The 12,824-nt window shown below is 54.4% G+C and carries 12 protein-coding genes; 7 read left to right on the top strand and 5 right to left on the bottom strand.

Annotated features, from left to right (window positions below; genetic code table 11):
• Positions 1–540: 540 nt before the first annotated feature.
• Positions 541–1,029 (top strand): GFA family protein, encoded by a 489-nt coding sequence (locus TR61_RS18275; RefSeq protein ID WP_050931970.1) that lies wholly within the window; start codon positions 541–543, stop codon positions 1,027–1,029.
• A gap of 89 nt (positions 1,030–1,118) precedes the next feature.
• Here the strand turns inward: TR61_RS18275 and TR61_RS18280 are convergent, their stop codons facing one another.
• Both TR61_RS18280 and TR61_RS18285 read right to left on the bottom strand, forming a co-directional pair.
• Positions 1,119–1,451: a GYD domain-containing protein gene (locus TR61_RS18280; RefSeq protein WP_050931971.1), complete on the bottom strand. Its 333-nt coding sequence runs from the start codon at positions 1,449–1,451 to the stop codon at positions 1,119–1,121.
• A gap of 210 nt (positions 1,452–1,661) precedes the next feature.
• Positions 1,662–2,294 (bottom strand): glutathione S-transferase family protein, encoded by a 633-nt coding sequence (locus TR61_RS18285; protein WP_050931972.1) that lies wholly within the window; start codon positions 2,292–2,294, stop codon positions 1,662–1,664.
• 130 nt (positions 2,295–2,424) lie between these two features.
• Here TR61_RS18285 and TR61_RS18290 point away from each other — a divergent pair, with 130 nt between their 5' ends.
• A complete protein-coding gene (locus TR61_RS18290; protein ID WP_050931973.1) occupies positions 2,425–3,381 on the top strand; it encodes a LysR substrate-binding domain-containing protein in 957 nt (318 codons plus the stop codon).
• Between the two features lie 98 nt (positions 3,382–3,479).
• Here the strand turns inward: TR61_RS18290 and TR61_RS18295 are convergent, their stop codons facing one another.
• Positions 3,480–4,697: an adenylate/guanylate cyclase domain-containing protein gene (locus TR61_RS18295; RefSeq protein WP_157440977.1), complete on the bottom strand. Its 1,218-nt coding sequence runs from the start codon at positions 4,695–4,697 to the stop codon at positions 3,480–3,482.
• Positions 4,698–4,712: 15 nt separating this feature from the next.
• Positions 4,713–5,528 carry a hypothetical protein gene (locus TR61_RS20030; RefSeq protein WP_216595438.1) on the bottom strand — a complete coding sequence of 272 codons (816 nt, stop codon included), beginning with the start codon at positions 5,526–5,528 and terminating at the stop codon, positions 4,713–4,715.
• A gap of 1,225 nt (positions 5,529–6,753) precedes the next feature.
• On the opposite strand from TR61_RS20030, the gene tsaA reads away from it, so the two are divergent.
• The 4 genes from tsaA to TR61_RS18320 all read left to right on the top strand — a co-directional run bounded on the left by tsaA (position 6,754) and on the right by TR61_RS18320 (position 10,724).
• A complete protein-coding gene (gene tsaA, locus TR61_RS18305) occupies positions 6,754–7,248 on the top strand; it encodes a tRNA (N6-threonylcarbamoyladenosine(37)-N6)-methyltransferase TrmO (protein WP_050931976.1) in 495 nt (164 codons plus the stop codon).
• A 59-nt stretch (positions 7,249–7,307) separates the two neighbouring features.
• Positions 7,308–8,216 (top strand): alpha/beta fold hydrolase, encoded by a 909-nt coding sequence (locus tag TR61_RS18310; RefSeq protein ID WP_050931977.1) that lies wholly within the window; start codon positions 7,308–7,310, stop codon positions 8,214–8,216.
• A 252-nt stretch (positions 8,217–8,468) separates the two neighbouring features.
• Positions 8,469–8,867: an MAPEG family protein gene (locus TR61_RS18315; protein WP_050931978.1), complete on the top strand. Its 399-nt coding sequence runs from the start codon at positions 8,469–8,471 to the stop codon at positions 8,865–8,867.
• 198 nt (positions 8,868–9,065) lie between these two features.
• Positions 9,066–10,724, top strand: a complete 1,659-nt coding sequence (locus tag TR61_RS18320; RefSeq protein ID WP_050931979.1) for an AMP-binding protein — start codon at positions 9,066–9,068, stop codon at positions 10,722–10,724.
• A gap of 241 nt (positions 10,725–10,965) precedes the next feature.
• Here TR61_RS18320 and TR61_RS18325 read toward each other — a convergent pair whose 3' ends face one another.
• Entirely contained in the window at positions 10,966–12,516 is a 1,551-nt protein-coding gene (locus TR61_RS18325; RefSeq protein ID WP_172677022.1) for a winged helix-turn-helix domain-containing tetratricopeptide repeat protein, read from the bottom strand.
• 140 nt (positions 12,517–12,656) lie between these two features.
• Between TR61_RS18325 and TR61_RS20035 the strand changes: the two genes are divergently transcribed.
• A complete protein-coding gene (locus TR61_RS20035) occupies positions 12,657–12,809 on the top strand; it encodes a hypothetical protein (RefSeq protein WP_157440979.1) in 153 nt (50 codons plus the stop codon).
• The last annotated feature ends 15 nt before the right edge of the window (positions 12,810–12,824 follow it).

Raw genomic sequence — 12,824 nt, forward strand, 5'->3', positions numbered from 1 at the left:
CACATTGACGGACGTGACCCACTGCTGGAACTTCAAAAATTCGCCGTGAGTGTCTGCTAAGTACATCTGACCAGTCACCTGACTCAAATGCTCAGATGGGCCAATTCGCTACACAGCTCGTGTCTATTGTAACAGACTCGTGAAAATACTTTGAAAGCTCAATGGTTTAGCCTGAGAAACAAAATTTTTTTACTTATATCAATTGCTTAAATAAGCGCCTAATTATTAGGCAACTAGATGGTCCTACTGAAAACTAACAGAAAACCTCCTAATGACAGCGCTCATCAACAGACTTATCCACAGAATACGTGGATGCCTTCGCGGTTGACATAATGTTGCCTATGGCACAGCCGACTGCAGGAATCGGATCCACTGAACAGCGCCCGTTTAGTTGGCCGGTCTGGCTTAACGTTCGCTTGGGGTGCCGCAGCGAACGACTGCTCTGAGCCCAAAGGAGCCAGTCGACAAACGTTTATGTCACTGTCGCGATCGGGTAGCGTTGGATTTAAAGGATAACTCTGTCAAAGGATTCCACTGGACATGAGCGATGGGCAAACAGGCCGCTGTCTTTGCGGGAAGGTGGAGTACAACACAGGGGGTGAACCTTTGTGGGTTACCATTTGTTACTGTCGGTTCTGCCAGCGCGCCACAGGCTCAGATAGGATGATCGAGCCGATATTCGAACGCTACCCCTTCAGGTTTACTCATGGAAACCCGTCTGTTTACACGCTTCCTTCAGATGGAAGCGGTAAAGACATAAATGTCCATTTCTGCTCCGAGTGTGGGACAAAGTTGGCTTTGACTTTTGAGCGATGGCCGGACCGTCTGGGAATTTATGTTGGCACGCTCGACAAACCTACATCCATTTCGGTGACGCCCGAAAACAGCAAGCACATATTTCTGTCCGAAGCGCGACCCGGAACCATTGTGCCGCCAGGCTTTCTTTTCTACGAACGACATGCAGCGGAGAACGACGGGACCCCGATCGAACCGAACGTGCGGAAAGAACCCTACGTGGTTGAGGGTTGAGTCAGGGCACCTTTGGATTTCTCGGGGCTGCTCTGTCCGCGTGGCGGTCATCCGACAAAATTTATCGGATAACCGCATCCGTAGCTGTTTCAGTTTGGCGGCGCGTAAGATCCTTTGACCTTTTTGTAGGTGTCTCTCGCTTTGTGCATTTCATCGTTACTGTACATCGGGATCGTCTTGAAGCTTTCGATTGCACCACCCATCGTCGCCACCAGTACGGTTCCAATGTACTCAGAAACGCTCGGCATGTCGGCTATCAGAGCGACATGGTGCTCCTGTCCGATCAAACCATAGAATCCGATAAGTTTTCCCCCAGCGGCTTCGCAAACGGTTCGGGCCACCTCCTGGCGATCAGTGTCTCCTTCGACGATCGATTGAACCGCAGTAGGCGTATATTTCATCATGAACATGTAAATAGCCATTTCGTACCTTCCTTGGGATTGTGTGCCCACGACTTTCGTAGGCTTCCATTGCTGGAAGGTCTCTTGCCATTGGTCTGCTTAGCACAAAGGGCGACGAAAAGCACGTTACTATGAAAACCGGACTGCCCAGATCGAGCGATATCGTCGAATGGCCGAATTGTCCGCAAAGCAGCTATTGGAATAAACAAGAGCTATTGACCGAATGTATACTCAGGTCGGCGGCATTGCATGTGTCTCCATTGCGGCCTTGTAGGAGCGGCTTTCATTCACAGATTGACACAGCGCGTTGAGCTTGGGTCGTGAGCCAAAGAGAGACTGTTTGTTGGTGTGCCACTCGGTCAGCATTGTGACGTAAAAATCCAGTGCGGTCAGACCGCTGGCCATGAAGTAGGGATCGCCCGCAATCGCATCCTCTATGACATCGAAAAATGCGTCGTAGTCGACAGCTGCTTTTGCGCCGACCTCCTCGATCGCTTTGCTGCTTTTCGCATAACGCTCAGGGTGCCCGAGGCGTGCTGCAGTCATGTAGCCTGAGGTCGTCATGACATTTAGCCAAAAAAGAAACTCTCCACGGTTTTCATCGCCGGGCGCCGGAGCGACACCGCTCTGAGGATACATCTCGCCTAGCAGCGTAACAATTGCAGCAGTCTCTCCAATCGTCCTGCGATCCGCGTAGCCGAGAGCCGGTATCCGGCCGGTTGGGTTTAGACGCAGGAAGTCTGGAGTCCGATGTGCGTCTGCGCCCATGTCCACGTAGTGTAGTCGATATTCTGCACCGATTTCTTCAAGGACTGACTGCACTACAATCGAGCCTGCCAGATATTCCCAATACAGCGTGAACATGCCTCGTCTTCCCCATGGTTCCGTTTTCGTAGCGGCATCCTGTGCCCCAATTCTCAGTATGGGTGGGTATGATTGCTTTGCACGCGTGATTTCATTTGGCCGCGCTAAAGAAAACCTTTAGGCTGTTGGCATGCATCTTTCTCATTTGAATGCACTGCGCGCTCTGGAGGCTACATTGCGGCATGGGAGCTTCTCACAGGCCGCCAACGAACTTGGAATTACGCCGGCGGCGGTTGGGCAACGGGTCCGGTCTCTAGAACTTTACCTCGGCAAAAGTCTGTTTATTCGCTCTAGTTCGGGCATCGAACCAACTGAGGATGCGTTGCGGGTTCGGGAATTATTAGAAGGCGGCTTTGCAAGGCTTGCCCAGGCATTTGAGCAACTGAAGCCGAGCGAAGCGGCTGGCCGTCTACGCATTACCCTGCCGGAGTCCTTTTCGGAAAACTGGCTGTCACCAATGCTTGCGGAATTCCAACATCAATACCCGGATGCGGATTTATATTTGGACCCATCCAATCGCGATATCGACTTGGTGAGAGAAGACTATGATCTTGCAATCAGATACGGTCCAACCCGGGACACAGGATTGGAAGAACGCGTGCTGTTCGGTGATTTTGTTGCCCCAGTATGTTCGCCCGCTTTTGCAGACCAGCAAGGGCTGGGTCCGGATGCGCGATCGCTAAAGGGTGTACCGCTCATCCACGTCACCAATCGCACCAAGGACCCGGGCTGGCTTGACTTCCGCGCATGGGGCGATGCCTTTGGGTTTGACCGCGATCATCTAGACCATGGTGTACGCATCTCGAAAACAGGTTCAGGGCTTCAAGCCGCGGCAGCGGGTCAGGGGTTGGCGATTTGCGGTATTGTGGAAGCATTTCACGCGTTGAAAGCAGGATCGCTCATTTTGCCATTCGGTCCGTCAATGATATGCCAGACAAAGTACGCCTATCGTCTCCTATGGGCGCGATCCCGTTCGAATTCTGTACTGCGGGCGCTATTCGTCGAATGGATCACAGACAGATCAGACCGTTTCGTCAGTGAGTTAGACGCATATCTCGCGTCGCAAGGCTCAAGAGCGTCCGGCTAGTGGCCGCATTGTCCGCGTTGCAGGCATTCGTGCAAGCTGTGGCGAACGACCGCTCTGAGCCCAGACCGGAAACAACGGTTGTGAGTTAGGTTTTTGGCTTACTGGTTGAATTCAACTATGAACCCATTGGCGGTGGATGTAGCGCGCGCGTCGTCCCATTTTATGCCTGATTGGTTGGAAAACTGTCGAAATCTGCCGAAGTGTTCGACACCTCCATAATTATCGGGTTGATGCCAGAACCAGTTTTCAAAGGTTAGCTTGTCGCCGTTTGACCAAACCCAACCTCCCTTCGGCTCATTCGAAAACTCTTTCTGCACCAGACCAATCCAAGGTCCAAATTTTTGCACCCGGTTGCCTTCATCACGCGTCCGCCAAACGCTGCCCTCTTTTTCAATTAGAGAAAGAACAAAGTCGTTTTCAGCCTGCGAGCCAATAGACACCAGATATCCCCCCATCGCGCGCGCTTCAGCTTCGGCTTCCGTCCATTTTATACCGAAGGTTCTGATCAGAGCGTATGAGTTGCCCTTAAAACTTTCTCTTCTAAGAATTTCACGCAGCGCGGGCGCTGCATTGGTTCGGGGCTCCTGCGTTTCCGTACGTGCAGCGCCCCCCCGGTCAGCAGGAAGAAGCGCAGCCATTTGAAACTGATTCCAAGCCAGAGCTCCCAATGCCATGAGAGCAACGATCAACGTGCCCAGCGCCAGTAGCGGTTTAAGGTTTTGCAGGTTGATTTGATGGAATAGTGAGGCTTTTCTTGTTCTCGATGGTTCCCGTCCGGTCACACGATACGCTGCAACCGGACGCCTGAGATTACGTAACTGCTGCTTGCCCAGAAATTCAATCGCGAGAGTCAGCTTTCCTTCGATCTGATTGCGTACATCTTCTGAGATACATATGCCTCCCGGTTCAGCGATAGACTCTAGGCGCGCTGCCACATTGATCCCATCACCCAAGAGATCGCCTCCTTGCTCGATAACGTCACCGACATTGATGCCGATGCGGAATTGCAGAATCTTCTCCTTGGGAAGGCCGTCGTTTTTTGTCCGCAACGCTTCCTGTATTTCGATGGCGCACCTAACAGCATCAACGGAACTTGGGAATTCGGCAAGGATGCTGTCCCCTGCTGTGTTGGCGATGCGACCACCGTGATGGGCGATCAGTGTGTCAGTTACAGTCCTGAACTCTACCAAGCGCCGAGTTGTTTCTTCCTCATCAAGCGACATCAGCCGCGAGTATCCGGCAACATCTGCCGCGAGCAATGCCGCAAGCTTGCGCCGAATGGTGGGTTGTTCGCTTTGAGTTGGATCAGATGACACGGCCGACCCTTCCCACTATTTCCAGAGACATCCAGTGTATCCGCCAAGAGAGGTGCCGTTGTAGGCGTTTCTTGAGTACCGGCGCATCGTTTTCTCAAGTCTTCTGACGGAAGCGGAGGCTGGTGTTCGGGGGTACTGACTGAGATAGACAGGTATCCACGCCAGATGCGAGGCATAACCATTGGGCTTAAGGTATCTTCCGGTGTGGCCTGTGTCGCCTTCGGTGATTTCTTTTGGCCCGATCCTAATCGTATTTTCCGAATGAGCTGCCACGGCGTCGTGAAGCGTCGTTCCTTTGAACGAAAGAGCTGCGACTTCCTGGCCAAAGCCTCGCGCCGCGGCTGCAGCAAGCACCATCAGCCCAACAACCTCGTTATTGTCACGGGGGTTTCGCTCAAAATAACCCTCCCGCGTCAACAGCCGTCCTGTGCGTTTGAACGACCGTAGCCCATTTTTGAAGACGGATGATTGATCGGTTGCAGTGCCCCATGCCATCCGCGCTGCTGCAAAAGCGGCCACGCTGTCTCGAGACGGGCTCTTTTGTTTGTTTTGGTTCTTGTCGAGCCTGTTGCCCCAAGCGATCACAGCATTGCGCTGGCCTGCTGTCCAGGCATTCCGACTGTCAAGAAAGTCAACAGCGTAAGAGAGCGTAATGAGTATGGAGGAAGTCAGGAAAATTGGGCTTGGCCTACCCGACCCTTCAAACCGGGGGCTGGTGAAGGCCTTACTTTCCGCCGCTTTGGCCAGTTGAGCGGCAAGACCTTTGGCGTTGTAGCCACTATTGCTGATGCCACGGGATATGTTTCGTGACAGGTCCTCAACAAACTTCACACCAGAATTGCGGGGTTTCCATCCGAAGACTTGCCTTTCGGTCACAAGTGGAATGACGGTGTTTCCTCGATCACATGACCGCGCCGAGGCGGGTGGTGTCCAGAACGACCGGTCTGATGCAACAGTCTCTTGAGGCCAGAGTGTGAACATACTGAAGACAGCACATACTGCAATGGGCACAACTCTCATATCATTCCTCCGCTAAAATCTCCGCCTTTCAAAAATTGGTGTTAGCAAAGGGTAACTCTCGCGAAGGCTTATGTCACTCGCTGTGGACACTGCCAAACTCTAGAGTTGTTTTAGGTGCGGCACCACAGCGAAGGGCGGGTTTGTCCGCATCTGAGACGTCGGAGGCATCAGTGCCGAATGGCAGGTGCTGGGAGAAGCGGTCGTCCAGACCCTAAAGCGGACGTCGCCACGCGGTCCCGTCGTCTCGAATGGCTTCTGAACGCGGCTTTGCAGACATCTGACAAAAGCGGTCAGATGTCTCAGAAGAGCCCAGAGCAGACATGTTCTTGCTCTATGTAAATACCTTTGTGAGAGCTCTGACGAGGACCTCCGGCCCAAAGATCAAGCTTAACGTAAGAGCGGAAAAGAAAAAAAGGCAGACCAGGGCCGCGAATGCTTGGTTATGGAACGCTGCAATAGCGCAAACTGCGAGAAATAAGCTGATTTTCTTGGCTGAGGAAAACTGAAACTGGAATGTGCCATTCATCGCCAAGTTGGGCAGAAGGCGTTGAACCCCACGCAGTGCTTTTCTTCTGGACCGAGAACATCCATCGTCATGCTGTGGTGCAAGAGCAGGCAGCTTTACCGACTGCTTTCCAGAGTTGGAGGAGCCGGCGTCAAAAGAGTAGGTACGTCCATAGACCTCTGTTTGCGTCTTCATCGGTGTTATCGGAGCCCAAGATCTAGATCCGTTTGGGCTTTTACAACCAAATCGGGGCGAGAGTTTGGGCATATTGCGATGTAAATTTGACCCATAATCTAGCTTCCATGACTGTCCAAGCAGGCTTATTTCTATCGCCATCATGCGGCCAGCTCACACCGACGATAAGATAGCCAGAGCGAAGTGAAACTGAGATGAATGCCTGTTTAGTCCCGCTTTCTCGCCATTCACCGGCGGGTGCATAGCCGCTTTAGTGTCAGTCACCCCCCTTTTTAAGGGGGTGACACTTACACCAATACCCAGCAATCAGGGGAAGCAAAGAGATCGGAGCGTTCAGTGCAGGAAGATCAGAAGTTACGCTCGAATGAACGTGTCGCGGAGATTGGACCCGCGGATGACGCGAGCCTGCGTTTCATTGGTACGATCCGCACGCCCTGGTCTGATCGCAAGGATTGCCCGCGGCAAGCGCGTGATGATGGGCCGGAATGCCAGCTGATTGTTGATCCGGCTTGGAAAGATGCGCTTGACGGCCTGGAGGATTACGACCGGATCGAGGTTCTGTATTGGCTGGATCGAAGTCGCCGCGATTTGATTACGCAAAGCCCGCGAAACGATGGTCGTACAGTTGGCACGTTTGCCCTGCGCTCTCCTGTGCGGCCGAACCCGATCGGAACGTCAAATGTCAGGCTGGTCGGCATAGAAGGCAGCGTCATTACGGTCCGGAGTCTCGATTGTCTCGATGGCACACCCTTGCTAGACATTAAGCCCGACCGATGCGCCTACAGCCCCAAGGCGCTGCCAAAGACGGGCACACTGGACCAGCCCCTTTGAACAGGCAGTTATCCGGTACTCGTAGGGCAGGGTTTGCTCTGACAGCTGAGGAGCAGCAAATGACCATCCAGAAGATCGAGGCGAACGGGATCACCTTAGCGATCGAGAACCGAGGGCCGCACGACGCTGTACCGCTAATCCTAGTGCGTGGGCAGGGAAGTCAGATGGCACACTGGCCGGGCGAGCTGATCGAGGGGTTCGTGTCTGCCGGCTTCCGGACGGTGATGTTTGACAACCGAGATGTCGGACTCTCGCAGCGCTTTGCTCTTCCGGGCTTACTTGGGGACGCGGACGAAATCCTCGACCTACTGCGACGAGGTGAGACGCCGAAGGCCGCCTACGGTATTGAGGACATGGCGCGCGACGTGATCGGCCTTATGGACGCGCTTGGATTAGACAAAGCTCATGTTTTCGGTATCTCGATGGGCGGCATGATCACCCAGCAGGTCATCCTCGAAGCGCCGGAGAGGTTGCTCTCGGCCACCATCGTCATGTCCGCGTGCCGTCCCGCAGCTCAGGTTGGCATGGGCGGGCAGGCAGCATTAGTCGAACGTGCTGAGCAGCTGCTGGTCCGGACCCGGACAAGAGAAGAATACCTCAGCGACCAGGTCGCGGAACATGCCAAGTGGGGCAGCCCCGGCTATCCGATGCCCGAGGCCGAAATTCGCGCCATGGGCGGGGTGGCCTATGACAGAGGCGTTGATGCCGACGGCCTGAACCGGCAAGTTATTGCCCTGTCGTGTGCGCCAGACCGGCGACCGGGGCTGGCACAATCTGAGGTCCCCTGCTTGGTGATCAACGGTGAGGACGACACGTTGGTGCCACTAGAGCTTGGGAAGGAGATCGCAGACACGATTCCTGCCAGCGAGTTCCGTGCCGTTCCGGGGATGGGACACATCATCACCCCCTTGCTTGCGCCGCTGATCGTTGAAACGGTTGTCGAGTTCATCGCGCGTCGTGTCGGTTGAACCCAACGATTTCAGAGGCCTGATCGTTGCTTGGAGGGTTGCCATCCGCCAGGCCACTTGGCCTCGTTCACATCTCTACCTGGGTCCAATAGGACTCACTGATTTCAAAAATGAGTGCCGAGCGAGTCTTGTTTGCACGGCAAGATGAATAAGTGCGGTATTCTCAAGCTGGCCGTTTGGAATGGTCGAACTGAGTAATTCCTGAGGGCCATTAGTTTCTCAATCGATGCGAACATTCGGAAGGAGAGCAGTATGACACAACTGGAGTTCTACTTCGCATTAAGTGCGCTTTGGATAGCGGTGGCTTGGATGCCATACGTTTTAGAGCGTTTTGTTTCCCGGGGAATCGCGGGAACTCTAGCCAACCCAAGTTCAAATCAGGCTCGGCAAGCCGAGTGGGCAGAGCGGGCCAAGGCAGCTCACAGGGTTGGAATAGAGACATTCACTGCGTTTGGACCCCTGGCGGTTTATGCCGCTATCAAGATGCCCGAGGACAGCTACGTCGGCATTTTGGCTATGTCTTACTTCATTGGCATCTTTGCGCACTATATAATCTACAGTCTGGGCATCGTCGTGCTGAGAACCGTTGCGTTCCTCCTGGCGTCCCTTTCAACATTTGCTCTTGGGCTTCGCGTTCTGGGATGGATCTAAGGTAGATCAAGGTCCGCATGTCCATCTAAAACGGTCATCCGAGAAAAAGCCTCGGATGACCGGGTTGAGCCCAGAGCGGCAGTTCCGAGAACAAAAGGAGCAGTCATAGCGCGTTGAAGCCCGCGCAATCTCCATCGTGGTGTTTAGACCGATTTGGGTGCAAGGTGACTACGGGGTGGATTTGGAGGAGTAACGTTAATGGCATTGAAGTCTTACTCTGGAACTTCCCCCGACTACTCCAACGCGCTTGAACGCTTTGATTTAGATGCCGCAAGGTCTCGGTTTTCTGGCAGTTTTAGCGACGGCATAAATGCATGTGTTGAGTGTTGTGATGCCCATTTGCAGGACAACGCCGTAGCTTTGGATTGGATTGCGCTGGACGGGCACCATGAGACCCGCAGCTTTACGGAGTTGCGCAGCGAAGCTGCTCGCTTTGCCAGCCTGCTCAAGGAACAGGGCATCCAACCCGGCGACATCGTAGCAGGTCTGTTACCGCGAACCCCGGATCTGGTGGCGGTTGTTCTGGGTGCTCTCCGGGCTGGTGCGGCCTATCAGCCTTTGTTTACTGCCTTTGGGCCCAAGGCTATTCAGGATCGATTAATCATGAGCGGTGCAAGGCTGGTTGTGACTGACGGCGCAAACCGCAAAAAGCTCGAAGGCGTGGAAGCTTGTCCGCCTGTTGCGACGATCGTTGACACCCCGCAGGGGCTGGTTGCCGGAGACATTGATTTCCGTCAGTCGATGTCAACGCAATCGGCGGAATTTGCCCCGGTTTTGCGGAACGGCGATGATTTGATGTTCATGATGGCGACCTCTGGAACAACTGGGCCGGCAAAAGGTGTGCCCGTTCCACTTAAGGCCATGCTTGCCTTCAGATCTTACATGGTCGAAGGGATCGACCTGCGGCCCGAGGATGTATTCTGGAACATTGCTGATCCTGGTTGGGCATATGGGCTCTACTATGCAGTTATCGGTCCACTGCTGTTGGGGCATGCAACCACTTTGGTCGAAGGACCATTCACAGTGGACAGCACATATGACGTGATTTCGAGATTGAGCGTAACCAACTTTGCCGGTGCGCCCACTGCGTTTCGGCTAATCATCGCCTCAGGCGTCGAGCGCGCGGCGCAGCTTCGAGATCAGATCCGCTGTATCAGCAGCGCGGGTGAACCATTGAACCCCGAGGTCATACGTTGGTTCGAAGCGGAGCTGAATGCCCCGATCAAAGATCACTATGGCCAGACCGAAACAGGGATGCTGGTGAACAACCACCACGGGCTCGATCATCCAGTACGCCCGGGGTCCGCTGGTTATGTGATGCCGGGTTACAGGGTCGAGGTTCTAGCGGAGGATGGCAACATCGCTGATCTCAATGAGCCAGGGCAACTTGCCGTGCACATCGCGGATTCCCCTCTTTTGTTTTTTGGAGGCTACCTGAACAAAGGCAACAAGTCGATCGAGAACGGGTACTACCTTACTGGGGATACGGTGGAGCGGGATGAACACGGATGTATCACCTTCGTAGGCCGGAATGACGACGTAATCACCTCTTCAGGTTACCGTATCGGGCCGTTTGACGTTGAAAGCGCTCTGATCGAACATTCCGCTGTGACAGAGGCGGCAGTCGTGGGCGTACCGGACAAGGAACGGACCGAGATAGTGAAAGCGGTGATCGTACTGGCTGAAGGCATAGATGGGAACGAGGAGTTGGCCGCGGAGCTTAAGGATTATGTCAAACAGCGCCTTTCTGCACACGCCTATCCTCGGCTAATTGAATTTGTCAGCGAACTGCCGAAGACACCCAGCGGTAAAATTCAAAGATTCCTGCTGCGACAAGCGAGCGTTAGCGCCAGTTAATTTGGTCTCTCGGAGGCAAGCTTCAACATAGAAGCACACTTGCAATTTAGCCAGGCAGCGAATGGCGGATTTGTCCGCGTTGCGGTCGTTGACGCAGACCGCGGCGAATGTCTGCTTAGAGCCCCAAGCGCCACTAAGAAAATGCGCGCTTGGAAGCCCGGGCTATATTCCTTCACCAGTCAACGGGCGCCGAAAATGTGACCCAATGAGCCTGCCGAAAACAATCTTCCTTTTTGTGGCCTCACACTCCGGCCAGCCGAAAGCTCTCTTGGTAATGCGCGATGTCTTTCGGCAAAGCACATGTTCGCGCCATGTGCCGGGCGTAACGCGCGGTGCTGAAACCCTTGGGAGCACTCGCGATAATGCGACGGGCCGCTTCCACTTCGCCCAGCCGCGCCAGGCTAGCGGCCTTCAGCACCAAGATGTCGTATGGTGGATCGGACATCATGTCCAAGGCAGCCACGCTGCCTTCATAGTCCCGGCAGATGTGACGACATTCACCCAAACCGCAATAAAAACCCGGAGGTACAGCAAATCTTTCCATCAATGCCATCGCCTGCTCCATGAGGGCCATGCCCTCTTCGTAGGCTCCGCACACGATCAGCGCATGACCATGATTTACGATTATTTCGCCATCGCGTGCTCCGAAGCGAAGCGCCGCCCGAGATAGCCTGAGCCCGTCTTCTGGCTGACCCAGCATTATCTTGGTCATGGAGAGCTTCTGCAGGATGAAAGTGTCGTTCGGGTCGCATGCCAAAGCCCGATCTAAGGCCGTTTGAGCAAGCGCCATCGTTTCGTCCGACCCAATCCCGAGATGTTGGGAAAGGAGGCTGTAGCCATAGAAGAAGGCGACATACGCATGTGCCCGGCCATAGTCAGGGTCGACTTCGACGGCCTTCTGCGCAAGCTGCATTGCCTCGACTTCCTTGCCTGCACGCCATACTGATCGCGCTTTCAGGAAATACGTATACGCAGTCTCGGACGTGGTCGGATCTTTCAGGCGCTTCGCCCCTGCGGCGTCATCGAGGTTGAATGCCAGATGCGAGATGACTGCATCGACAATCGCATCCTGAACCGAGAAAACATCCGCCATCTCGAAATCGAAACGTTCGCCCCAGACCTGCGCGCCGGTCGCCGCATCGATCAGACGCACATTGAGACGGGCCGCATGCTCGGTGAGCCTCAGGGACCCTTCGAGGACGAAATCAATGGCGACATCGTGAGCCAATGCGCGGACGGAGACATCCTGTGGGGCTCCTTGTGCCCCATTTCGGAAGGGTGTTACGGAGAGATGGCGATAGCGACCCAGTTCTACAACGATGTCTTCCTGCAAGCCTTCCGACACAAGCTCCCCAGCGGCGTCAGTCGACATGCTAGAGAATGGCATGACCAAAACACTTGTTGTTAGTGTTCCAGGCATACCCGGTTTGATGGCATCGATCGCATTGGGCTCCGCCATTGCAACGGCGCTTTGATTAGCATTGTCACCGGCTGCGCCAAAGAAAGGCGTAGGCCCGACATATCGGTAGCCGCGTCCATGAACCGTCTTGATGGAAGCCGGCCCGAGCGCCTTGCGTAAAGTCGAAATGTGAACCTGCAGGGTATTTTCTTCCACCGCGAGGTTGGGCCAGACCGCATCGAAAATATCATTCTTGCTCACAATCGAGTTCGGCCGATCGAGAAGCAGCTTTAGGATTTGACATGCGCGGTCGCCGAGTTTGACCGGGCCTTGGGGTCCATCAAGCCATCCTTCGCTTGCTCTCAGGCAATGTTCACCAAAACGGATGTGCAAATCCCGTTTCCTCCTGCTGAAAGCGTAGCACCGGAAACGCATCCTGTAATCAGACATCAGGAAAAATCAGTATTCTTAAGGTTTGCCCCAAGGACCTGTGCGAGCCAGTCGGGCATCTTGCTCCCCGAAGGAGACACGCCATGACCGATATTCGCTCTAATGCTTTTGCCGCGCACAAACCCAATACGCCCGTACTAGGGAGCGTCGGGATGGCCATGAAAAGTATTGCTCGGTGGATGGGGCGAATGATCTGGGGTCTCCTGAAGCTGTTGAGCTTGATCCCGGTCAGTTAGTGTCCGAGGACGTGG

The organism is Aestuariivita boseongensis, assembly GCF_001262635.1.
Taxonomy (GTDB): Bacteria; Pseudomonadota; Alphaproteobacteria; order Rhodobacterales; family Rhodobacteraceae; genus Aestuariivita; species Aestuariivita boseongensis.

What these genes read in the sequence shown, in the direction of transcription:
- TR61_RS18275 (WP_050931970.1), top strand. Translation starts at nt 541, where the DNA reads ATGAGCGATGGGCAAACAGGCCGCTGTCTTTGCGGGAAGGTGGAGTAC.
- TR61_RS18280 (WP_050931971.1), bottom strand. Translation starts at nt 1,451, where the DNA reads ATGGCTATTTACATGTTCATGATGAAATATACGCCTACTGCGGTTCAA.
- TR61_RS18285 (WP_050931972.1), bottom strand. Translation starts at nt 2,294, where the DNA reads ATGTTCACGCTGTATTGGGAATATCTGGCAGGCTCGATTGTAGTGCAG.
- TR61_RS18290 (WP_050931973.1), top strand. Translation starts at nt 2,425, where the DNA reads ATGCATCTTTCTCATTTGAATGCACTGCGCGCTCTGGAGGCTACATTG.
- TR61_RS18310 (WP_050931977.1), top strand. Translation starts at nt 7,308, where the DNA reads ATGACCATCCAGAAGATCGAGGCGAACGGGATCACCTTAGCGATCGAG.
- TR61_RS18315 (WP_050931978.1), top strand. Translation starts at nt 8,469, where the DNA reads ATGACACAACTGGAGTTCTACTTCGCATTAAGTGCGCTTTGGATAGCG.
- TR61_RS18320 (WP_050931979.1), top strand. Translation starts at nt 9,066, where the DNA reads ATGGCATTGAAGTCTTACTCTGGAACTTCCCCCGACTACTCCAACGCG.
- TR61_RS20035 (WP_157440979.1), top strand. Translation starts at nt 12,657, where the DNA reads ATGACCGATATTCGCTCTAATGCTTTTGCCGCGCACAAACCCAATACG.